The sequence below is a fragment of the Streptomyces sp. ATCC 21386 genome, assembly GCF_018728545.1.
Classification (GTDB): Bacteria; Actinomycetota; Actinomycetes; order Streptomycetales; family Streptomycetaceae; genus Streptomyces.
This window is the reverse complement of sequence record NZ_JAAVVL010000001.1, coordinates 2,998,391-3,019,863: the sequence shown is the minus strand read 5'-3', so window position 1 is coordinate 3,019,863 and position 21,473 is coordinate 2,998,391. Positions and strand designations below refer to the sequence as shown.

The following is a 21,473-nucleotide window of genomic DNA, read 5'->3' as shown; positions in this document are numbered from 1 at the left end:
CCGGGGTTCGGTTCGCCCGGCGCCGGCCCTGCCCTGCCCCTGCTCACCTCTCCTGACGGGACCGACGGGACAGCCGGGCTCGGGCTGACGTCCGGCTGCGTACAGCAGTGGTGTCCGTGCCGGAGAGGGCGAGGACGGAGAGCAGGACGAGCGCGCACGCCGGGCCCAGTACGGTCCAGGGCGCCAGTTCCGCGTACGACTGGTTCTCCGACAGCAGCCGGCCCCACTCCGCGGCGGGCGGCTGTTCGCCCAGGCCGAGGAAGCCCAGGGAGGCCAGGACGAGGACCGTGGTGGGCAGGCGCAGGAGGGCGTTGCGCAGGACGGGGGGCAGTACGGCGGGGAGCAGGTGGTGGCGGAGGAGGTAGCCCGGTCCGGCGCCGAAGGAGAGGGAGGCGAGCATGTGGCCGCTGGCCCGTTCCTGTTCGAGCAGGGCGGCGGCCTGGGCTGCGTACGGGGTCCAGCCGACCAGGCAGACGGCGAGGGCGGCACCCGAGGCCGACGGGCCGGTCACCGCCGTGGTCAGCATTCCGGCGAGGACGGCCGGCATCGTCGACACCACTTCCGTGAGCCCCGCGCCGACCTGTGCGGCCATGCCGAGCAGCAGGCCGGTGAGCGCGCACACCGCGGTCACCACGAGAGCCACACCCACCGTGCGCAGCGCCCCGTGGCCGAGGCGGGCCAGTAGGTCGCGGCCGAGGGCGTCCGTGCCCAACGGGTGTGCGGCTGAAGGCGGGAGCAGTCGGGCCGCGGTGTCGACCTGGAGGGGGTCTCGGAGCAGTCCGGCGGTGACCAGCGCGAGCAGGGCGAGGGCGCAGGCTGCGGCGGCCCAGCGGGTGGAGCGCCCTCGCGGGAGGGCAGGTGTGTGCAGGGCGGGCAGGGCCCCGTCCCGCAGGGCCGGGCCGAGCAGCGCGCGGCGCAGGGCGCGGATGAGGAGGCCGGCCGCGGTGCCGAGCAGGATGAGGGCCAGTGTGGCGGTCTGCAGGGGTGGCAGATCCTGGGCGATGGCGGCGTCCAGGGCGAGGCGGCCCAGTCCGGGAATGTTGAAGATCTTCTCCACCGCGACGGCGCCGCCGACCAGGGCGATGACGGTCGGCAGGAGTTGCGGGAGGACACCGGCCAGCGCGCGGCGCAGCGCGTGCCGGGCGACGTGGTGGGGTGCGAAGCCGTAGGCGTGCCAGGTGCGGGCCCACGGTTCGTTGAAGGCGGCGGGCAGCGACTGGTCGAGCAGGCCGCCGATCATCGCCCCGGAGGGGACACCCAGGGCGAGTGCGGGCAGCACCATGGACGCTGGTCCGTCCCATCCGCTGGAGGGGAACCAGCCCAGCCACACCCCGCACACGGTGGCGAGGAGTGAGGCGAGCAGGAACTTGGGCAGCGCGGCGAGGACGGCGACCGAGATGGTTGATGTCGCCTGGTGCAGTCGTCGCCGGGAGCCGAGATACAGGGTGCGGGCGCTGGCCAGTGCGGCGACGGCGATGGTGACGACGAGCGCCCCGAGCATCAGCGTGACGGAGATCGCGAAGGCGCTCGTCACCTGGGGCAGCACCGCCTCACCCGACACCCAGGAAGTGCCCGCGTCACCCCGCGGCAGTCCGCTCAGCCACTGCACGAGATGCGTGAACGGCCCCTCATCCAGGCCCAGTTGTTCTCGTACGGCGGCCAGCTGGGCGGGCGTGGGGTCCTGGTCGGCGGAGCGGGCCCGCAGGACGGTCAGCGCGGGGTCGTTCCCGGACAGCCAGGGCAGCAGGGCCACGGCCGTGAGCAGCGCGACCCCGGCGGCGAGGCGGCCGAGGCCCGCCCGCCACCGGGACGGGCGGGCCTCGGTACCGGCCGACATGACGCTCACCGGCTACTTCAGGTGGGTGTCGACGTCGATCAGGGAGCGCTCGCGCGGGTCGAGGATCACGCCCTCGACGTTCGCGGCGATGCCCTGGACCACCTTCTCGTGGACGAGCGGGACGACGGCGTCGGTGCGCAGGATCTGCGCCTCGGCGGCCATGATCTTCTGCTGCCGCTTCGCCGTGTCGCCTTCCTCGGCGGCGGACTTGACGGCCTGGTCCACCTTGGAGTCCTTCAGCCGGGCGATGTTGTACACGCCGCCGCTCTTGTAGTCGCTGGCCAGATACGCGACCGCGTCGCCGGTGTCGAGGAGCACCACCCGGGACATGACGAGGGCGTCGTACTTGCCGGCCAGCAGGTCGGCCTCCATCTGCGTGTACTCGCGGACGTCCTGCTTGACGGTGAACCCGGCCTTCTCCAGCTGCTGCTGCAGCACGGAGGCGGCCTCGGGCAGCTCTGCGCGGTTGGTGAAGGCGGCCAGCCGCAGGACCTTGCCCTTCGTCCTGGACCTGACCTGTGCGGGTGTCGCGGCCTTGGCGCGGCCGGTGACGTCGACGCGTTCGCCGGCGGCCCAGGACACGGCGGGGCCGAACAGGCCCTGCGCGGGGTCGGCGTAGCCGCCGAAGATCGAATCGACGAGAGCGGAGCCGTCCACGGCCTCGCGAGCGGCGGCACGCAGCGCGGGGTCGGTGAAGATGCCGTTGCCGGTGTTCAGGATGAGGCTGTCAGTCCGTACCGACGGCACTTCGTGACGGGTGTTCGCCTCCAGCAGCTTCGCCTGGGACGTGGGGATCCACTCGGCGATGTCCACGTCGCCGCCACGCAGGGCGTTGGCGCGGGCCGGGCCGTCGGCTATCCAGGTCACGTCGATGCCGGGCGCCTTGGCCTTGCCGCCCCAGTAACCGTCGTAACGGTCGAGGGTGGCCTTGGACTTGCCGGTGAGCTTCGTGACCTCGAAGGGACCGGTTCCGGTGCCGATCGCGCTGGCGGTGCCGTCCTTGGCGTACGCCTTGGCGGAGAGGATGGCCAGCACCGGGCTGGCCAGACGCAGGGGGAGCACCGGGTCAGCCGTCTTGGTGCTGATGGTGACCGTGTCGGCGTCGTCGGCCTTCGCGGTGAGGGTGACATCGCTCAGGACACGGGGCTTGGGCGTCGCCGCGCCCGCGTGATCCAGAGCGTTGACGACGGACTCGGCAGTGACCTCGGTGCCGTCCTGGAAGGTCGCCTTGCGCAGCTCGAAGGTCCAGGTGGTAGGGCTGTTCTGCTTCCAGGACTTCGCCAGCGCGGGAGCTGCGGCCCCGTTCTTGTCCAGGGCAGTCAGCCCTTCGACCGCGGAGAGCTTGCCCAGCAAAGTGGCGTCGTCGCTGTACGGGGACAGCGCCATCACCGGCGGCCGGGCGAGCGCGACCCTCAACCGACCGGCCGACCCTCCTTCAGCGCCCGTGCCCGTACCTTGCCCGCCGGACGCAAAACAGCCTGCGAGCAGCGGAGTGAGGGCAAGCGTCAAGACAAGGCCGCGGGGGGTCGTACGCATGGAAGGTCCTGTCGTGCAAGAGAGGGTGGTTTGAGCCCCTGCGCGCCATAAGTGGGCCTTGGGACTCGGTCACTATACTTAGGACACCCTAACTTGATCTACCTCGGTAGATGAACTCTTAACCAATGAGATCGCCGCGCGGGCCCCGTCCTCCCGAAACCGTGGGCGAAGTGGACCGAGAGCCGACCCGGAAGGGTACACGTTTCCCTGAATTCAGCAATCCCTGTACTGTCGTGGGTGTGCTGACCGTTGCCTCCGACATCGACGTGCTGACCCGCTTCGGCCGCGCGCTCGCCGACCCGATCCGCTGCCGGATCCTGCTCGCCCTGCGCCAGGCCCCCGCCTATCCGGCAGACCTCGCCGACGCCCTCGGCGTCTCCCGCACCCGCCTGTCGAACCACCTGGCATGCCTGCGGGACTGCGGACTGGTCGTCACCGTGCCCGACGGCCGCCGCACCCGCTACGAACTCGCCGACGAACGCCTCGGCCACGCACTGGACGACCTGCGCACCGCCGTAGTGGCCGTGGAGAGCGACCGCACCTGCGTCGACGCCGACGACAAGGGCTGCTGCTGATGGCCGCGACATCCCTCGGGCCCTCACCGGCCCGCCGCGACATCCTCACCAAGCGCGTACGGCTACTGGTGGCGGCCACCATCACCTACAACGCCATAGAAGCGGGTGTCGCCATCACCGCCGGCACCCTCGCCTCCTCCACCGCCCTGATCGGCTTCGGTCTGGACTCCGTCATCGAGGTCTCCTCCGCCGCCGCAGTCGCCTGGCAGTTCTCGGCACCCGACCATGCCGTACGGGAAGCGCGTGAGCAGCGCACCCTGCGGATCATCGCGATCTCGTTCTTCGCCCTCGCCGCCTATGTCACCCTCGACGCCGTCCGCGTCCTGACCGGCACCACGGAAGCCGAACGATCCATCCCCGGCATCGTGCTCGCCGCCCTGTCGCTGGCGGTCATGCCCTTCCTGTCCGCAGCCCAGCGCAACGCCGGCCGCGAACTCGGCTCCGCCTCCGCGATCGCCGACTCCAAACAGACCCTGCTGTGCACGTACCTGTCCGCCGTGCTCCTGGCCGGCCTCATCCTCAACGCCACCCTCGGCTGGACCTGGGCCGACCCGATCGCCGCCCTCGTCATCGCCGTCATCGCCGTCAAGGAAGGCCACGACGCCTGGCAGGGCAAGGGCTGCTGCGCACCGCCCACCGCCGCGGCGGCGCCGAAGGACGGCACCCAGGCCGATGCGTGCGGCTGCCGGCCGGGCTGCGACTGCTGCTGAGCCGACCCGCGCTGCTGCCGTTCCATCAGCTGATCAGCTCCGACAGCCGTCACCTGTTGATCTCTCCGCCCTCAGCGCGGCCACCGCCTGGTCGACCGACCGAGACGGCGCTGCCGAGCAGAACTGAATCGGACCCCTGACAGGAAATTGTGCACAGGCACAAAATACGTGGTCGATCTCGCGGCCTCACGTCCCTTGTTGCCGGATTCTCCACGATGCTTCACTGACCGCATCACCTCGAAGCCGGAGATACTCATCGCACCGGAGCAGCAAATGGTCGACAATCGACCAAAGCGCCAGGCTGCTCCACTGAAGCACTGCGAGAACCAGCGAGCGACGGCGTACGCCCGTACTCACACACCCAGGAACAGACGGACGCCACCATGCCCGAGCTCATCTCCCGCACACTGACCCGCCGAACCGTCCGGACGACCAAGCCTTCACGCGAGCGGACCTGGAAGCATCTGTCACCGCTGCTGCGACTGCTGATCCTCACCCAACTCACCTCTGGTATCGGCTTCTACGCCGTTCTGCCGTTCCTCGCCGAGCACCTCGGCACCGCGCTCGGCATGGCAGGGTGGATGGTCGGATTCGTCCTGGGTCTGCGCACCTTCAGCCAGCAGGGTCTCTTCGTGGTCGGCGGCGCACTCGTCGACCGCTACGGCGTACGGCCGATCGTGCTGGCCGGCTGTGTGCTGCGGGTCGCCGGGTTCGTCTGGCTGGGGTACGCGGAGCAGACCTGGACGGTGATCTGCGCGGTGCTTCTCATCGGCTTCGCCGCCGCGCTGTTCTCCCCGGCGGTGGAGTCCGAAGTGGCCCGGCAGGCGGTGATCAGGGAGGAGGAGGGCCACGGTTCACGCACTCGGGTGCTGGCTCTGCTGAGCGCGGCCGGACAGGCCGGCGCCTTCATCGGCCCGCTGCTCGGCGCCCTGCTGCTCGCCGTGGACTTCCGCACCACCTGCCTCGCCGGAGCCGCCGTCTTCGTCCTCGTCCTGGCCGGGCACGTATGGCTGATGCCGCAGCACATCCCCGGCCGAGTGCGCACCCGACAGCGGGGCGGCACACGCGCACTGCGACGCAACCGCCGCTTCCTCGCCCTGTGTTGCGCCTACGGCACCTACCTGCTCGCCTACAACCAGCTCTACCTCGCCCTGCCGGACGAGGTGCAACGCACGACCGGCTCCCAGGCGGCCCTGTCCTGGCTGTTCGCCCTGTCCTCCCTGCTGGTCGTCTGCGCCCAACTGCCCCTCACACGCTGGGCGGGAGACCGGCTCGGCCTGCGCCGCTCCATGACCGCCGGACTGCTGCTCATCGCGGCCGGTTTCGCCGTCGTGGCCGCCGCCCTGCCCGCCGGCAGGACGGGTGTGGCGGGGCTGCTGCCCGCCGCCGGGTACGTCGTCCTGCTCACCCTCGGCCAGATGCTGGTCGTCCCCGCCGCCCGCGCCTGGGTACCCGACCTCGCCGAGGACGGCCGCATCGGCCTCTACACCGGCGCGCTGTCCTCCGTCTCCGGCCTGATCGTCCTCGTCGGCAGCTCAGTCACCGGCTCCCTGCTCGACCTCGACCTGCCACCTGCCGTGCCCTGGCTGATCCTCGCCGCAGTACCGGCCCTGGCGGTGGCAATCCTGCCGAGATGCTCCGACCGGTAGACGGATATCGAGCCGTGGGGAATCGGGGACTCCGGTGCGGTGGCACAGGGCCTGTTCCCGCACGGCTCCGCCCGGGTCAGACGGGGTGACCTCCTGGGCATGCAGTGGCGGGCTGCCTCGGCGCCGGCCCAGGTGACGAAGTCCTCGATCCGCACGCGCAGGGCTGGCGAGCGCAGGGAGCCGGTGCTGGGGCCGGCCAAGGCGCGGTGCACGGCGTGGGCGAACAGCAGCTCCCGGGTTCGGCCATGCGCTCCAGCACGCGGAGGACGTGTAGTGCCGCATCAGGCAAGGTTCACCCTGCTACGGTCCCGCCGGGGGGGACCACTGCATGGCGCCCGGACGGCTGTGTGGGCGGCCGATCGCTTGTCGGTGGGAAGGTACGCTGCCGGAGTGATCCTTCCGACGGTCCATGAGGTACGCGCGCTGCACGAGCGGTACGCGCCATCGCATGAGGCGCTGGACCTCGTCTTCACCCACTGCGAAATCGTCTGCGGCATCGCCGAACAGCTTGTGACACAGACAGACCTCCCCCTCGACGCCGACCTCGTCCGTGTCGGCGCCCTGCTCCACGACATCGGCGTCTACCGGCTGTACGACCAGGCCGGTCGGCTCGATCACCGCAACTACATCCGCCATGGCGTCCTCGGCCACGAGATCCTCCAAGAGGAGGGCTTCCCGGAGCACCTGCGCCGCTTCTGCTCCTGCCATACGGGAGTTGGTCTCACCCGGCACGACATCCGCGAACAGAAGCTCGCCATACCCGAGGCCGACTATCTGGCGGAGACCATCGAAGAGCAACTGGTCATGTACGCGGACAAGTTCCACAGCAAGACGACACCACCCACCTTCCTCACCGCCGACTCCTATGCCGCGCACGTGGAGAAGTTCGGCGCGGACAAGGTCCACGCATTCGGTCTTCTGCGCGCCAGGTTCGGCGAACCAGACCTGACCTCGGCCAGGGCGCGATACGGCCACGCGCAGGCCTGAGGTCGGCAGCGTCGTGTCAGTCAGCCGGCGTGGGCCGCAGACGATCACCAGGGCTGGGCGCCCGGCAGCGCCCGACACGGCTATGGGGCGTCAGCCCTGGGGACGTAGGCCCGCCAGGGTCACCGCGACGAGCCGCAGCACCGCAGCCTTGGACGACAGCACTCCGGCTCCGACCAGGGCGTGCAGGCAATAGCCCGCCAGCTCGTCCGGCGGGACGTCGTCCCGCACCTCGCCCGCCCGGACCCCCTCAGCCAGCAATCCCCGGACGAAGTGGCGCAGATGCTGCTCGGCATGCGCCACATCGTCACCCCGGTGCAGGAGGGCGGACAGCTCTCCCCCATGGCCGTGCCGCTGCTTCTGGATGAACGCGTAGCGCTCCAGCACCGCCTCCAGCCGCTCACCCGGGTTACCCGCCCGGTCCCGGAGTTCGGCGAGCTCGGCGAGGTGACCGGCGAGGACTCCCAGCAGGTGCGGGGCGTGTATCTCGCCATGGAGGTCACAGGCTGGTACGTGATCGTCCCGCTGGCATTCGCCTCGCTGTTGACCGGGCTGGTCCAGTCCCTGGGCACCACATGGGGTCTGTTCCGCCACTACTGGGTATCGGCGAAGCTCGTACTGACCGTCCTTGCCACCTTCCTTCTCGTGCTGCACATGCAGGTGGCCGACCAGGTGGCGGATGCGGCCGCGCGGACCAGCCTGTCCGCCTCCGACCTCGGCGGGATGCGGATGCAGCTCGTGTTCGACGCCGCTGCCGCCGTCGTCGTCTGCCGGCTCCTCGGCGTCACCACCGACTACCGCCGAACCCGTTGCATGGACACACCCGCCGTGGGGCCAAGCATGGCGTGGCCGGCCACGGCGGGTTGCTCGACTACGGGTCGGTCACGGGATGAAGCCGTAGCCCAACTGCGCGATGAGCTTGGTCTTGTCGCCCTTCAGGGACACCACGAGCGTGCGGGCCAGGGTGCCGCCGAAGCGGGTCCCGCCGTCGGCGGTCGGGACCGTGTCGATGAAGCTCTCCACCAGCCCGTTGGGCATCACGTAGTGCGAGTACTGCTGCGTCGGGGCGTCCTCCGGGTTGCCCAGGACCAGTGCGCTGCCGTTGAGCGGCCTGTAGTCGCTGCGCAGGGACGATCCGACGAAGCCGTAGAGGCCGTCCCAGCCGCTCAGCCCCGGCGCGAACGTGAACTTGTGACTGATGGTGAACAGGTAGTACTTGCCGTTGCGGATGACCAGGTGGGGCCGTTCGGTCTGCTGGTTCACGCAGTTGGCCGAGAGCAGCGGGGGTTTCAGCCGCCAGTTGTCCATGCTGCCGCTGTCAGCCGTGGCCAGACCGATGTTGCCCGTGTAGTACTTCGCGTCCTCCGGCACCTCGTGGCCGGCCGGGACGTCACCTATGTCGCGCTTGGTGCACTGATACGTGCCGGCGACACCGGCGGTGTTGCCCTCGAACAGGAGGTGGATCTTGCGGTCCCGGGGGTCCCGGAAGACGAACGGGTCACGGAAGGCGTAGATGATCGGGCCCGCCTGGGACTGTTGCAGGGTCTGGTACAGCTTGCCGTCGGCCTCGGCGATGATGCGGTGGTCCTGGAAGCCGCTGAACCACACGCGCTTGCTGTCCGCATGGATCTTGCCGGTCGCCTGCGCCAGACGCTGCAGTGCGTCGTTGGGGTCGACGCCGCCGTTGTCGCGTCCGGAAGCGGTGTAGAAGGAGTACACCTTGTCGCCGACGAGCGCCGCCGAGCCGGCCCACTCACGTGAGCCGAAAGAGGTGCCGGGCCGGAACAGATCACCGCCGTACTTCCAGCTCTTGGCGTCACGCGAGTAGAAGTAGCCGATCTTCGCGTACCAGTGCCGGTCGCCGAACGGCACCGAGCGTGGAGCCGTCAGCGAGAAGATGACGTGCCAGCCCTTGTAGGTGGCGGTCCGGGTGTTGAGCTTGGTGAGCGGCCAGGTGTCCCACACCCACACCTTGTCGGTCATCACCGGGAAGTCCGGCGACACGCGGGGGGCCGTGTTGGTCTTGTCCTGCCGGAGCTTCAATGCGTCCGCGCGGGACCAGACGGCGAAGTAGTCGTCGTCCGCGCTGTACTGCCGCGTTCCCGTCTGCGACGAGGCGGGCTCGTCCGCGGAAGCCGGCGTCGCCACACCGCCCAGCATCGCGAGGGCCATCAAGCCCGTGGCCAGCCGGATCAGCACTCTGCGTGATCTGCGCATGCGTCGTCCTTCCCAAGGGAGTGACCGAATGGAACCGAACCGGAAGCGATTCCGTTTCGCGGTTACCCCTCTTCTCGACTGACACACCATCAACTTCCGTTAACAGCAATCAACTTCCGCGTGCAGGAAGTGGAGAGGTGGTGGGTGAGGCGCATGAGCTGGGCCTGGCCGGTCCAGGACCGGCCAGGCCGACTCCCTCGCGCCTTCGCTCTCGGTCCCGTCCGATGCGACTGTGCCCTCGGCGTGCGCACGCGACCTGGGCCAACCACACTTTCCGGATGCTGACGCAGAGGGACTGGCGGGGCGAACTCCGGCTCGCCGAGGGTGAGATCGACGATGCGGCGGCCTATGGCGCGATGGTCGCCGTGCGGCGGGCCGTTGCGGGATGCGGTGAGTTGGCGGGTACCGCCGAACGGCGGCGGTGCGCACGCCGAGAGGTCGATGTGAGACTGCGGGGCAAGGAAGTCACTACACCGGCGTCGCTCCAGTCCGGTCGGCCACATCATTCCGCATACGGTCGGTCGGAGTGTTCGGCCCGCCTGGCGTGGTGATGCGGAACGACAGATGTGCGCCGTGCGGTGTGTCCTGGACCGTCAGGGTGCCTCCGTGGGCGATGGCCATGTCGCGGGCGATGGCCGGGCCGAGTCCGGATCCGCCCGCGTCGCGTGCCCGGGCCTCCTCCAGTCGGTGGAGGGCCAGGCGTGCCGGCTTGCCTGGGCCCGCCGTGCCGGGGTGGAGGGAGGGGGCGCCCCACCCCGGCCTGATGTCAGCGGATGTGCTTCGCCGGCTTGGTGGCGGCGTTGAGCAGGTATTCCAGGGGGCCTCGGCGGAAGAAGCGGGACCAGATCGCGGCGAACACGATCGCCCCGAGGACGAACAGGAGCAGCGGGACCCAGGACTGCTGGGTGCCGGTCCCGGCGGGCACGGCCAGCGCGGACTGGGCGAGGAAGTGGCCGACGTAGGCGGTCAGGGACATGGTGCCCACGGCGATGACCGGCTTCGCCATGCGGCGCAGTCGCGGCAGGCGGTCCATCGCCACGGTCGCGCCCACGATCACGAGGATCGCGACTCCGATGCTGCCGATGATGTCGAACGTGGTGCCGCTGTGCGGGCCGGCCGTCAGGAGCAACGACGGCGGCATGTCGGGCAGGGACCCCTTGTCCAGGGGCATCGATCCGGAGCCGCCGGAGGACGACCCGTCTTCCGCGAGGCTCCGCAGCGCGCCCGGGCCGGCGAGCAGCAGGGACATGCCGTACGCGCCCGCGGTGATGGCGGCGCCGAAGGCGGCCAGTCGCTTCTGGACGGTGGTGGAAGACAGGTCCAGGCGGCCCAGGGCCATGCCCGCGATCACGAACGACATCCAGGTGAGCGCCGGGTAGAAGCCGGTGAGCAGCAGGTCGAGCACTCCGACCTCGCTGAGGCGGCGGAGCGGGTCGTAGGCGTTGATGCTCTCCTGGACCGACGACGTCAGCAGCGAGGTCAGGACGAACGCCAGCTGCGGTGTGACCAGGGCGAACGCGGCCGCGATGATCGCGAGGGTCCTGGCACTCAGTCGCACCAGGGGCAGGGCGAGGAGGAAGTAGACCCCGTAGAAGCCGAGGATGATCACTCCCCCGTACTCCATGGCCATCACGGTGCCCAGCGCCAGCAGGACCACGGCGCGGATCGCGATGCGGGCCCTCGCCTGCCGGCCCGCCAGGCCCGTCTTCGGCTCGCGGCGGCCGGCGAGCAGCATCAGGGAGAACCCGGCGAGGGTGGCGAACAGGACCGACGAGTGACCGTCCGACATGTAGCGGACCCAGCTGCCGACGCCGCTCGTGGCGGACAACGGGGGGCCGATGTGCACGACGTACATGCCGAACACCGCCAGCGCGCGGGCCAGGTCCACTCCGACGAGGCGTCCCATCGAGGGACCGGGCGAGGCCGGTACGGCGGAGTCGGGGGAGGTTCGGGACGGCGGAGGTGAGTTCTCCGGGAGAGCTGACGTCTCCTGCGGCGACTGCGTCTGTGACATACCGCAAACCTCGCGCGGGGCTCAGGGGGCGGGCCATCCGGCAGGTTTCGGTAACGCCCCCGCCGACCGGCGGGTACCGCCCTGCCGACCGGCGGAGTCCCGTCCGGACGGCCCGTCGGTTGCGACCGGACGGCAGTCTTCTCCAGTCACTCGGCGGGGGTGGACCCGACGGTCGTCGGATGGGCACGGGACGGACGGGCTTACAGGCTGGTGGCATGACACACCGCGCGCGACGCAAGAGGCCCGACACCTCCCTCGCCTCACCAGCCGACGAACCGGGCCGTGACGTCCTCCCGCGCAGGGGCGACTTCCTGGAGTTCCTGGGCCTGGTGCTGGCTGCGGGCACCCTCGTCCTGGTCGTCGTACACCCCGAAGTACCCGAAGCGTTGGTGCGCGCCCTCTCCACGAGCACCGCCGGACTCGTCCGCTGAGCCGGCTCACGATCAAGACCGGTCCGCCCGGCACCGTCCACACGGTGCCGGGCGGACCGCAGAAGGAAAACGAGCTCGCGCTGCGGGACGTCATCACGGAGGTGGCCCGCGAAATTCAACGACGCGCGCTGCAGCTGACGCGGCCTTGGGCGACAGCTCAGTCCGCGCCGAGCGGGATCCGCAGCCGGACCCGGTAGCCGCCTTCCGCGGTCGGGCCCGCTTCCAGGGTGCCGTGCAGGATGTCGGCGCGTTCCCGCAGCCCGACGAGCCCTTGCTGGGAGCTGGGGAGGGACAGGGAAGGACGCGTGGACGGGGTGTTGGTGACGGTCACTCCGATGCCCTCGCCGTCCTGCCACAATTCGACGCTGGCAGTGGCGCCGGGTGCGTGTTTACGGACGTTGGTCAGCGCTTCCTGAACCGTACGGTAGAGGGCGCGTTGGGTGGGTGTGCTCACCGTGGGCGGCAGTTCCCCCGTCAGCTGTACGTCACTGCCGCTCGATTCCACAAGTTTACGCAGGTCGGCAAGGGTGGGCTGAGGCGTCAGCTCGGTGGCGTCGCCGCCGGAGGCCCGCAGCAGGGTGACCATGGTGCGCAGTTCGTCGAGCGTGGTGACGCTCAGCGAACGGATCGTTCGAGCGGCCTCCTTGGCGTCCACGTCCCGGGTGGCGACCTGCAACGCCCCGGCCCGTACGGCGATCAGACTGACCTGATGGGAGACCACGTCGTGCATCTCCCGGGCCAGCTGGGCGCGTTCGCGAGCGAGGACGGCCTGGGCGTGCAGGGTCCGCTCGTGTTCCCTTGCCTCCTCGATCTCGGCCAACCGCCGCGCCAGGTCCCGCTGTGCCTGGAGAAGCTGGCCGAAGAGGACCGGTGCCGCGGCCGTGGCCAGGCCGTACACGAAGAAGACCGCTGTCATGGTCCGGTCGACCTCGGCCAGGGGCCACGGGGTGCTGCTCGCGACCGCGGCCAGGGCGACGCACACGGCGAGGAGACGGCGGTTGCGGGAGCGTTCGGCCAGAGTGAACAGCGCCGCGAGGACGGCGACGGCGACGTCCTGCATCAGCGCGACGGGCAGGGTGAGCAGGAACACGGCGAACGGGAACCGGCGCCGGAAGGCCAGCGCGGTGCACCCGACAGCCGCCAACGCGACCTCGATGCGCGTGGGCTCCCAGTTGTTCAGCCGCACGTCCACGGCCGCCGCGGCCACCAGGGCGAGGTCGATGACCGGCGCGGGAACCCGCTGCCACAGGGCGCGCGCACGGCTCATCCGCCGGCCTCCGGCCGCACGCACTCGTCGAGGAGCCCGGACCGCTGCGCCAGCAGGGCGGCCTGCACGCGGCTCGTCACGCGAAGCTTCGTCAGGATGGCGCTGACGTGGTCCTTCACCGTGCCCGCACCCAGGTGGATGCGCGCACCGATGTCGGCGTTGGACAGCCCCTCCGCCACCAGGCGGAGGACGTCGCGCTCCCGCGCGGTGAGCAGCCGGACCCGGGCTGCCTCCTCGTCGACGGCCGACCCGGTGCCGGGGTGGCTGTGCAGCAGCGTCCGCGACGCCTTGGGAGACAGCACCACACCGCCCGCGGCCAGGGTGCGCACCAGGTGGGCGAGCTGCTCGGGCTCGGTGTCCTTCAGCAGGAAACCGGCCGCGCCGGAGTGCAGGGCGGTGAGGATGTACTCGTCGGCGTCGAACGTGGTCAGCATCGCCACCACCGGCGGGTCCGGCATCGTACGCAGCTCCCGGAGCACGGTGAGCCCGTCGACGTCCGGCATCCGGATGTCCAGCAGCACCACGTCGGGCCGCTCCCGGCGGACCGTGGCGACCGCCTCGCCGCCGGTCGCGGTCGCGACGACCTCGATGTCCTCGGACGCGCCCAGAATCAGCTGGAAGCCCGAGCGGACCAGAGCCTCGTCGTCGACCACCACTACCCGGATCACGCGCTCCCCTACCCTTCGTTCATACCGTCCGGCCCATGCGGACTCGACCCTAAGCCCCGACAGGCCCCGGTGGGCCACTGAGCTGCAGCTCCAGCCACACGGCGGGGTAGCACCCACCTGTCGGCAGGGCCACAGCAGCCTTCTGCCGGATGGGCCGTGATCGGCCCGGTCTCCAGTCTGAGGGCCATGACCCATCACCCGGACTCCGCGCTGCTCCCGGCCGATACCCCGTCTCCTGAGGGTGACCGTGGTGATCCGTCGACCGGCGCGCCCGGCGTCGGCCGGCTGATCGGGCTGGACCTGGCCCGCGGCCTGGCCCTCTTCGGCGTGTACGCGCTTGTCGCCGCCATGCTCGGGGTGACAGCGGCCGGTGTGGCCCCTGCCCTCGTCGCCTCCGACACGCCTTTGCGAGTCATGCCGTTGGGCGACTCGATAACGTGGGGTGTGGGGAGCAGTACGGGCAACGGCTACCGGGGGCCGCTGTGGGACAAGCTTGCTGCGGACGGCCATCCGCTGGACTTCGTGGGCTCGGTGCGCAACGGTTCGATGTCCGACCCCGGCAACGAAGGCCACTCCGGATATCGCATCGACCAGATCGCCGTACTCGCCGACGCCTCACTGAAGCGCCACCGGCCCGACGTCGTGGCGCTGCACATCGGTACCAACGACCTCCGAAGGGCCTCGGAGGTCGACACCGCCATCACTCGGCTGAGGTTGCTGGTCAGCCAGATCACCGCCGCTGTCCCCGACGCAACGGTCCTCGTCGCTTCCCTGGTCGTCTCCACCAGCAGCACGGAGGAGCGGTGGCGGGGCAGTTACAACCAGGCCGTCCGCGAGATCGTCAGCGACGCACAGGGCGCAGGCAAGCGCGTCGCGTACGTTGACATGAGCGGCTTGACCACGGCCGACCTGGCTGACCCTCTGCATCCCAACGACGCGGGCTATCAGAAGATGGCGGACGCCTTCCACCGCGGCGTCCGAGCCGCGGGCAGCGCCGGCTGGCTGAAGAACCCGGCCCCCGCATCCGCACTCGTGCGGTCCGGCATCACCGGCAGGTGAACGGATCTCGGCAGTGCCGGCACCGCCGACGGGGGAACGATCGAGGGCCCGGTCATCGGCGCGATCACGTACTTCCTCCTCGACAAGCACTTCGCGCAGAGCGGTGTCTGGTTCCTGATCGTGGTGGGGGCGGCGGCCATCGTGGTTTCGCTGGACCTCCCGCGGGCTCTGTGGGGACCACTGGCCCACCGCACGGGATTCGCGGGCTTCCCGGTGCGCCATACGGTCCGGTTGTAGCCCCGTTCACTTGTCCGCCACGAGGTCCTTGAGCGCGATGTTGAGTTCGAGGACGTTCACCCGGGGCTCGTCGATGACGCCGAGGGTGCGGCCCCGGGTGTGCTCGTCGACCAGCTTCTGCACCTGGGCGACGGTCAGGCTGTTCCTCGCGGCGACCCGGTGGACCTGGAGATCGGCGTAGGCCGGGGAGATGTCCGGGTCGAGACCGGAGCCGGAGGAGGTGACCGCGTCGGCGGGGACCTCGGACGGCCTGACGGTGTGGCCGGGCACCGAGTTGTCCTTGACGACCTTCGCCTTGCGTCCTCGACCTGCTGGATGAGTTCCTTGTTGTCCGCGGACAGGTTGGTGGCGCCGGACAGGATCAGCTTGTAGCGGGTGTTGAGCGAGTTCTCACCCAGTCCGTGCGCAGGGCGGGGCTGGAAGCAGTCCAGACTGTAGCCCTGTTGGCCTATCAGCGAGGACCCGACGACCTTGCCGTCGTACGTCACCTCGGAGCCGTTCGCCTTGGTGGGGAAGAGCGCCTGCGCCACACCTGTGAGGCCAGCGGATAGAGGATGCCGGTGAGCACGGTCAGCACCAGCAGGGCCCGCAGGGCCGCGCTCAGCAACCGGGCGGTGTTCGCGAAGGAGTTGTTCATGTTCTTCACCCGATCCCGGGGATCAGAGAGATGAGCAGGTCGATGAGCTTGATGCCGATGAACGGCGCGACGAGGCCGCCGAGGCCGTAGACGGTCAGGTTGCGGCGGAGCAGCCTGTCCGCGCTGACCGGCCGGTACCGCACGCCCCTCAGGGACAGCGGGACCAGCGCGAGGATGATCAGCGCGTTGAAGACGACCGCCGAGAGGATGGCGGAGTCCGGCGAGGACAGACCCATGATGTTGAGCTTGTCCAGCCCCGGATGGACGGCCGCGAACAGCGCCGGGATGATCGCGAAGTACTTCGCCACGTCGTTGGCGATGGAGAAGGTCGTGAGCGCGCCCCGGGTGATGAGCAGTTGCTTGCCGATCTCGACGATCTCGATGAGCTTGGTCGGGTCGGAGTCGAGGTCCACCATGTCTCGGCCTCCTTGGCGGCGGAGGTCCCGGTGTTCATGGCCACGCCGACGTCCGCCTGGGCGAGGGCCGGGGCGTCGTTGGTGCCGTCGCCGGTCATCGACGAGCTTGCCGCCGGCCTGCTCACGCTTGATGAGGGCCATCTTGTCCTCGGGAGTGGCCTCGGCGAGGAAGTCGTCGACGCCCGCCTCCTCGGCGATCGCCCGCGCGGTCCGCGGGTTGTCGCCCGTGATCATGACCGTCCGGATGCCCATGCGCCGCAGTTCCTCGAACCGCTCCCGCATGCCTTCCTTGACGACGTCCTTGAGGTGGATGACGCCCAACACGCGTGCCCCGTCGGCGTCTTCGACGGCCACCATCAGCGGCGTGCCGCCGGCCCCGGAGATCCGGTCGGCCAGCGCCCCGGCGTCCTCGGAGACCGTGCCGCCCCGCGCCCGCACCCAGGCGACGACCGCACCGGCCGCGCCCTTGCGGACCTTGCGTCCGTCGACGTCCACGCCCGACATCCGGGTCTGGGCGGTGAAGGCGATCCACTCGGCGCCGACGGGCTCGCCCCGACTCCGCTCGCGCAGCCCGTACGCGAGGATGCAGCAGGCGGCGAGCTTGATCTCGCGGGTGCCGATCTTCTTGCCCAGGTACTCGGGGGTGCGGCCGACCATCAGTCCGGCGATGAACACGGCGATGATGGCCATGATCAGCATGCCGTAGAGGCCGGAGCCGGTGCCGCCGGGCGCGATCTCGCCCAACTGCATGCCGAGCAGGGTGAGGCCGCCGCCGAGTCCCGTGAAGGAGGAGTGGAAGGAGTCCACCGCGCCGGTCGAGGTCAGCGTCGTCGACACGGCGAAGATCGACGAGGCGCCGACCCCGAAGCGCTGCTCCTTGCCCTCCATCGCCCCGCCCGCGATCTGCAACGCCGGGCCGTGATGGGCGAACTCGGTCCACATCATCAGGGCAACGAAGCCGGCCCAGATGGTCGCCATGGTGGCGAGGATCGCGTACCCCTGCCGCACGCTGCCGACCATCACACCGAAGGTGCGGGTCAGGGAGAACGGGATGACGAGCAGCAGGAAGATCTCGAAGAGATTGGTGAACGGCGTCGGATTCTCGAACGGGTGGGCGGAATTGGCGTTGAAGACGCCGCCGCCGTTCGTGCCGATCTCCTTGATGGCCTCCGTCGAGGCGACCGCGCCGCCGTTCCACTGCTGGGAGCCGCCCGTGAACTGGCCGACCTCGTGGATGCCGGAGAAGTTCTGCATCGCCCCGCACGCCACCAGCACGAGCGCGGCGACCACGGACAGCGGCACCAGGATGCGGACGGTACCGCGCACCATGTCCGTCCAGAAGTTGCCCGGTTCACCGGTCCGGGACCGTGAGAACCCGCGTACGAGAGCGACGGCCACCGCGATGCCGACGGCCGCGGAGACGAAGTTCTGCACCGCCAGCCCGGCGACCTGGACCACATGTCCCATGGTCTGTTCGCCGTAGTACGACTGCCAGTTGGTGTTGGTCACGAAGGACACGGCCGTGTTGAACGACTGCGCCGGGTCGACCGAGTCGAAGCCGAGCGAGCCGGGCAGGACGCCCTGGAGCTGGAGCAGACAGAGGAAGAGCACACCGACCACGGAGAAGGCCAGGACGCCGCGCAGATACGCGGGCCAGCGCATCTCGGTGTCGGGGTCGGCACCGATGCCCCGGTAGATCCACTTCTCGACGACCCAGTGCCGGTCGGAGGAGTAGACCCGGGCCATGTAGGTGCCGAGGGGGATGTGGGCGAGAGCCAGCGCGCCGATCAGGGCGAGCAGTTGGAGGACGCCCGCGAGTACGGGACCCATGCCCCCGCCGCGGCAGCAACTGATGTCACTGTCAGAACCTCTCCGGGAAGACCAGGGCGAGGACGAGATAGCCCAGCAGGGAGACGGCCACGATCAGGCCGACGACATGCTCGACGCTCACAGCCGGGTCACCCCCTTGGCCACCAGAGCCACCAGCGCGAACGCCGCGACGGTGACGACGACGAAGGCCACATCGGCCATCGCGAACTCCTAGGAGAGGGTCGGAACAGGATCGGACGACTAGAGGAAAGCCCCTCTTCGGCCGCACGGAGCGCCCGTTGACGGGTCCCTTACGAGGAGACCGTCGGCTTTGACGGAACCCATACGGGCCGGCCCGCGCCAGATCCGTCCGGGGCTCTGGCGATGGTGAGTGGGCGCAGCATTCACCTGCAGCTCATTGCAACGCTCCTGCGATCAGCCGTTGCATTTAGCCGGTAGTCCACTGCAACGAATTCACCAACTCGACCTGCAGTAATGGCAATCGGCCACAGCAACTATGTTGCTCGATCCACGAACGCAACGTAGCTTTTCCCGTATCCGAAACTTCAATTCACAGGAGAGCATGATGCAGAAGTTCGAGACCCCCGCCCCGATCTCCGCCGTCCTGGACATCCCTGCCGGGCACGTGCGGTTCGTCGCCACCGACGGCGCCGCCACCACCGTCGAGGTCCACCCCGCCGACCCGTCCAAGGGGCGCGACGTCAAGACCGCCGAGCGCACCACCGTCTCGTACGCCGACGGTGTCCTGCACGTCACCACCGCCGCCCCCGACAGCAAGCCGGTCGGCTTCTCCGGGTCCCTGGAGGTCACCGTCCACCTGCCCGTCGGCTCGCACGTCGAGGCCAGGTCCGAGAGCGCCGAGCTGCAGACCGAAGGACGCCTCGGCGACGTCGCCTTCGCGGGCGCGTACCGCCGGATCAAGGTCGGCGAGGTCGCGAGCCTCCGCCTCACCGCGATCGACGGCGACGTCGAGGTCGGCCGGCTGGGCGGCCCCGCGGACATCAGCACGCAGCGGGGCTCCATCCGGATCGCCGAGGCCGTGCGCGGCAAGGTCGTGCTGCTCACCCAGTCCGGGGACATCACGGTCGGCGCCGCCGCCGGCGTCTCGGCCGCCCTGGACGCCGGCACCGAGTACGGCCGCGTCAGCAACGCCCTCCGCAACGACGGCACCGCCGAGCTGGACATCCGCGCCACCACGATGCAGGGCGACATCACCGCCCGCAGCCTCTGAGCAGCACCGGCTGACGAAGGCACGAAGCACGACGGCACGAAGGCACGAGGGCACGAAGGCGCGAAGGTCTTAACGGACCTTTGACGCCTTCGGAGCACGCTTCCCATGGGCCCGGGCGTCACTCTCTGTTTACTCTGAGGGTGCCGTCCGCGTGATGGCCTTTCCCCTACGGAGCCATGCACCGGGAGCACGCCGATGGCCATCACCGAACGCCCTCAACGGCGCCTGCACGCCTGGATGCTGGAGGGTCTGTCCGACATGGGCAAGGGCGATGGCCACACCGGACCGCACGCCCGGCCTGAGCCCGCGCACCGGGGGCAGCCCTGGTGGCGGGTGATGTGCCTGACGGGCGTCGACTATTTCTCCACTCTCGGTTACCAGCCCGGCATCGCCGCGCTGGCGGCCGGCCTGCTCTCCCCCGTCGCGACCATCGTGCTGGTCGTCGTCACCCTCGCGGGAGCCCTCCCCGTGTACCGGCGGGTGGCGGAGGAGAGCCCCCGGGGCGAGGGCTCCATCGCGATGCTGGAACGCCTGCTGACGTTCTGGAAGGGCAAGCTCTTCGTCCTCACCCTGCTGGGCTTCGCGGCGACCGACTTCCTGATCACGATCACCCTCTCGGCGGCGGACGCCTCCACGCACCTGATCGAGAACCCGCACCTGACCGGCGCCCTGCACGACAAGCAGCTCCTGATCACGCTCATTCTCATAGCCCTGCTCGGCGCGGTCTTCCTCAAGGGCTTCCTGGAGGCCATCGGCGTCGCGGTCACCCTGGTCGCCGTCTACCTCGGGCTGAACGTGGTGGTCGTCATCGCCGGCCTGTGGCACGTCGTCACCGAGGGCCATGTCGTCACCGACTGGTCGACCGCGCTGACGGCCGAGCACGGCAACGTCTTCGTCATGATCGGCGTGGCGCTCATCGTCTTCCCGAAGCTCGCGCTCGGCCTCTCCGGCTTCGAGACCGGCGTGGCCGTGATGCCGCACGTGAAGGGCGACCCCGGCGACACGGAGGCGAACCCGAAGGGCCGCGTCCGGGACACGAAGAAGCTGTTGACCGCCGCCGCCGTGATCATGAGCGTCTTCCTGATCTGCACCAGCTTCATCACCACCCTCCTCATCCCGGAGAAGGAGTTCGAGCCGGGCGGTGACGCCAACGGCCGCGCGCTGGCCTATCTCGCCCACGACTACCTGGGCAATGTCTTCGGCACGGTCTACGACGTCTCGACCATCGCCATCCTGTGGTTCGCGGGCGCCTCCGCCATGGCCGGCCTGCTGAATCTGATGCCGCGTTACCTGCCCCGTTACGGCATGGCCCCGCACTGGGCACGTGCCGTACGCCCCATGGTCATCGTCTTCACCCTCGTGGGCTTCCTGGTCACCTGGATCTTCGACGCGAACGTGGACGCCCAGGGCGGCGCCTACGCCACCGGCGTGCTGGTCCTCATCTCCTCGGCGGCCATCGCGGTGACGATAGCGGCCCGCAAGGCCGCGCAACGGGGCTGGACCATCGGCTTCGGCGTGATCTCGGTGGTCTTCCTCTACACGACCGTGGTCAACGTCATCGAGCGCCCGGACGGCGTGAAGATCGGTGCCTGCTTCATCGCCGGCATCATTCTCGTCTCCCTCCTCTCCCGCCTCGCCCGCGCCTTCGAGCTCCGCGTGACCAGCGTGACGCTCGACGCCATGGCGGACCGATTCATCAGGGACATGGCCAGCCGCAAGATCCGGTTCATCGCCAACGAGCCCGACCAGCGGGACAAGGCCGAGTACCGCGACAAGATCGAACAGATCCGGGCCGACAACGATCTGCCGGAGCAGGAGGACTTCGTCTTCGTCGAGGTGACGGTGACGGACCCGTCGGAGTTCGAGGCGGGCCTGACGGTGCGCGGCGAGATCCTGCACGGCCGCTATCGCGTACTGACCCTGGAGTCCTCGACCATCCCCAACGCCCTCGCCGCGCTGCTCCTGCACGTCCGCGACGAGACGGGCCGCATCCCGCACATCTACTTCGAGTGGACCGAGGGCAACCCCTTCGCCAACTTCCTCCGCTTCTTCCTCTTCGGCCAGGGCGAGGTCGCTCCCGTCACCCGGGAGGTCCTGCGCGAGGCGGAACGCGACCGCGCACGCCGACCGCGCGTACACGCCGGCTGACGGCCTGCCCGCCCGCACGACGGAACG

At 69.7% G+C, this 21,473-nt stretch carries 15 protein-coding genes and 4 pseudogenes; 8 read left to right on the top strand and 11 right to left on the bottom strand.

The annotated features are described in order from the left end of the window. Nucleotides 1-43 precede the first annotated feature (43 nt). Entirely contained in the window at nucleotides 44-1,837 is a 1,794-nt protein-coding gene (locus GWK25_RS13165) for an ABC transporter permease subunit (RefSeq protein ID WP_215457350.1), read from the bottom strand. A 12-nt stretch (nucleotides 1,838-1,849) separates the two neighbouring features. Then, nucleotides 1,850-3,373, bottom strand: a complete 1,524-nt coding sequence (locus GWK25_RS13160; protein ID WP_215450191.1) for an ABC transporter substrate-binding protein — start codon at nucleotides 3,371-3,373, stop codon at nucleotides 1,850-1,852. A 239-nt stretch (nucleotides 3,374-3,612) separates the two neighbouring features. Between GWK25_RS13160 and GWK25_RS13155 the strand changes: the two genes are divergently transcribed. The 4 genes from GWK25_RS13155 to GWK25_RS13140 all read left to right on the top strand — a co-directional run bounded on the left by GWK25_RS13155 (nucleotide 3,613) and on the right by GWK25_RS13140 (nucleotide 7,294). Next, nucleotides 3,613-3,948, top strand: a complete 336-nt coding sequence (locus GWK25_RS13155) for a helix-turn-helix transcriptional regulator (protein ID WP_215450186.1) — start codon at nucleotides 3,613-3,615, stop codon at nucleotides 3,946-3,948. Continuing rightward, complete coding sequence (locus tag GWK25_RS13150) at nucleotides 3,948-4,658, top strand: cation transporter (protein ID WP_215450184.1); 711 nt, start codon at nucleotides 3,948-3,950, stop codon at nucleotides 4,656-4,658. The genes GWK25_RS13155 and GWK25_RS13150 overlap by 1 nt, the downstream gene beginning before the upstream one ends. 383 nt (nucleotides 4,659-5,041) lie before the next feature. Further along, nucleotides 5,042-6,307, top strand: coding sequence for an MFS transporter (locus GWK25_RS13145; protein WP_215450183.1), 1,266 nt, complete (start codon nucleotides 5,042-5,044; stop codon nucleotides 6,305-6,307). Between the two features lie 390 nt (nucleotides 6,308-6,697). Beyond that, nucleotides 6,698-7,294 carry an HD domain-containing protein gene (locus tag GWK25_RS13140; RefSeq protein ID WP_215450182.1) on the top strand — a complete coding sequence of 199 codons (597 nt, stop codon included), beginning with the start codon at nucleotides 6,698-6,700 and terminating at the stop codon, nucleotides 7,292-7,294. A gap of 90 nt (nucleotides 7,295-7,384) precedes the next feature. Here GWK25_RS13140 and GWK25_RS13135 read toward each other — a convergent pair whose 3' ends face one another. The 3 genes from GWK25_RS13135 to GWK25_RS13125 form a co-directional block, all read right to left on the bottom strand. Beyond that, nucleotides 7,385-7,885, bottom strand: a complete 501-nt coding sequence (locus GWK25_RS13135; protein ID WP_308404226.1) for a hypothetical protein — start codon at nucleotides 7,883-7,885, stop codon at nucleotides 7,385-7,387. Between the two features lie 288 nt (nucleotides 7,886-8,173). Continuing rightward, nucleotides 8,174-9,508 (bottom strand): glycoside hydrolase family 68 protein, encoded by a 1,335-nt coding sequence (locus GWK25_RS13130; RefSeq protein ID WP_251828844.1) that lies wholly within the window; start codon nucleotides 9,506-9,508, stop codon nucleotides 8,174-8,176. 766 nt (nucleotides 9,509-10,274) lie between these two features. Further along, nucleotides 10,275-11,522 (bottom strand): DUF418 domain-containing protein, encoded by a 1,248-nt coding sequence (locus GWK25_RS13125; protein ID WP_215450179.1) that lies wholly within the window; start codon nucleotides 11,520-11,522, stop codon nucleotides 10,275-10,277. 215 nt (nucleotides 11,523-11,737) lie between these two features. Between GWK25_RS13125 and GWK25_RS13120 the strand changes: the two genes are divergently transcribed. Continuing rightward, nucleotides 11,738-11,953, top strand: coding sequence for a hypothetical protein (locus GWK25_RS13120; RefSeq protein ID WP_215450178.1), 216 nt, complete (start codon nucleotides 11,738-11,740; stop codon nucleotides 11,951-11,953). 157 nt (nucleotides 11,954-12,110) lie between these two features. On the opposite strand, the gene GWK25_RS13115 is transcribed toward GWK25_RS13120, so the two are convergent. Then, entirely contained in the window at nucleotides 12,111-13,220 is a 1,110-nt protein-coding gene (locus tag GWK25_RS13115) for a sensor histidine kinase (protein WP_215450172.1), read from the bottom strand. After that, nucleotides 13,217-13,876: a response regulator transcription factor gene (locus GWK25_RS13110; protein WP_308011095.1), complete on the bottom strand. Its 660-nt coding sequence runs from the start codon at nucleotides 13,874-13,876 to the stop codon at nucleotides 13,217-13,219. The genes GWK25_RS13115 and GWK25_RS13110 overlap by 4 nt, the downstream gene beginning before the upstream one ends. 198 nt (nucleotides 13,877-14,074) lie before the next feature. Between GWK25_RS13110 and GWK25_RS13105 the strand changes: the two are divergent. After that, nucleotides 14,075-14,944, top strand: a pseudogene (locus GWK25_RS13105) (SGNH/GDSL hydrolase family protein); the annotation flags it as partial. Nucleotides 14,945-15,190: 246 nt separating this feature from the next. Here the strand turns inward: GWK25_RS13105 and GWK25_RS13100 are convergent. The 4 genes and pseudogenes from GWK25_RS13100 to kdpF form a co-directional block, all read right to left on the bottom strand. Next, nucleotides 15,191-15,821 (bottom strand): annotated as a pseudogene (locus tag GWK25_RS13100) (potassium-transporting ATPase subunit C). 5 nt (nucleotides 15,822-15,826) lie between these two features. Further along, a pseudogene (locus GWK25_RS44525) lies at nucleotides 15,827-16,813 on the bottom strand (HAD-IC family P-type ATPase); the annotation flags it as partial. 3 nt (nucleotides 16,814-16,816) lie between these two features. After that, nucleotides 16,817-18,067: pseudogene (kdpA, locus tag GWK25_RS44520) on the bottom strand (potassium-transporting ATPase subunit KdpA); the annotation flags it as partial. Nucleotides 18,068-18,098: 31 nt separating this feature from the next. Beyond that, complete coding sequence (kdpF, locus tag GWK25_RS13090) at nucleotides 18,099-18,188, bottom strand: K(+)-transporting ATPase subunit F (RefSeq protein ID WP_215450168.1); 90 nt, start codon at nucleotides 18,186-18,188, stop codon at nucleotides 18,099-18,101. Nucleotides 18,189-18,632: 444 nt separating this feature from the next. Here kdpF and GWK25_RS13085 point away from each other — a divergent pair, with 444 nt between their 5' ends. Together GWK25_RS13085 and GWK25_RS13080 are read left to right on the top strand one after the other, a co-directional pair. Further along, nucleotides 18,633-19,298 carry a DUF4097 family beta strand repeat-containing protein gene (locus tag GWK25_RS13085; protein WP_215450166.1) on the top strand — a complete coding sequence of 222 codons (666 nt, stop codon included), beginning with the start codon at nucleotides 18,633-18,635 and terminating at the stop codon, nucleotides 19,296-19,298. A 195-nt stretch (nucleotides 19,299-19,493) separates the two neighbouring features. Next, a complete protein-coding gene (locus GWK25_RS13080) occupies nucleotides 19,494-21,446 on the top strand; it encodes an amino acid transporter (protein ID WP_215450164.1) in 1,953 nt (650 codons plus the stop codon). Nucleotides 21,447-21,473: the final 27 nt, after the last annotated feature.